This is a genomic window from Flavobacterium sp. LHD-80, assembly GCF_030929605.1.
In the GTDB taxonomy this organism is placed as follows: domain Bacteria; phylum Bacteroidota; class Bacteroidia; order Flavobacteriales; family Flavobacteriaceae; genus Flavobacterium.
Genome location: NZ_JAVFVS010000027.1, coordinates 1 through 503, shown reverse-complemented (window position 1 = coordinate 503; position 503 = coordinate 1). Strand labels below are relative to the sequence as shown.

The following is a 503-nucleotide window of genomic DNA, read 5'->3' as shown; positions in this document are numbered from 1 at the left end:
GCGAATTTCGGGCCGATCAATACAGCTGATTCTTCAGTTGCGGCAAGCTTCCCGAACCTGCTTCCTGGAGACTATACTTTCAGGGTTACAGACAGCAACGGATGTGCTTATGATGAATTGATGACTATCGACAATGTGGTGCCAATCGCTATACTTGGCGAACTGGTAAGCGACATTTCATGCAATCCGGCCAACGGAACAACAAACAACGGAGTGGCTAGATTTACAGTTACAGGTTTCAGCGCTACGCATAATTACAGTGTGGCAGTTGCTACAACTCCAGCTGCATTGACTAGTACATTGACTCATCCAGTCGGATCAGATGTGATCACTTTATCTGATCTTTCTGCAGGAACTTATCAGGTTACTGTTACAGACCTTACAACAGGCTGTATCAAGGATGCTTCAGTGACTATCACGACTCCTGTGGCTATTGCCTTCACGGCTTCTGCTACGAAGGTGTTCTGTTCAAGAGACGAGTCAGAAATCACGGTAAATGCACC

General features: G+C 46.3%; 1 protein-coding gene. It reads left to right on the top strand.

What is annotated here, in order from left to right; all coding sequences use genetic code 11:
- Positions 1–503: hypothetical protein (locus RB619_RS21075; protein ID WP_308101073.1), on the top strand; the 503-nt coding region annotated here is incomplete at both ends.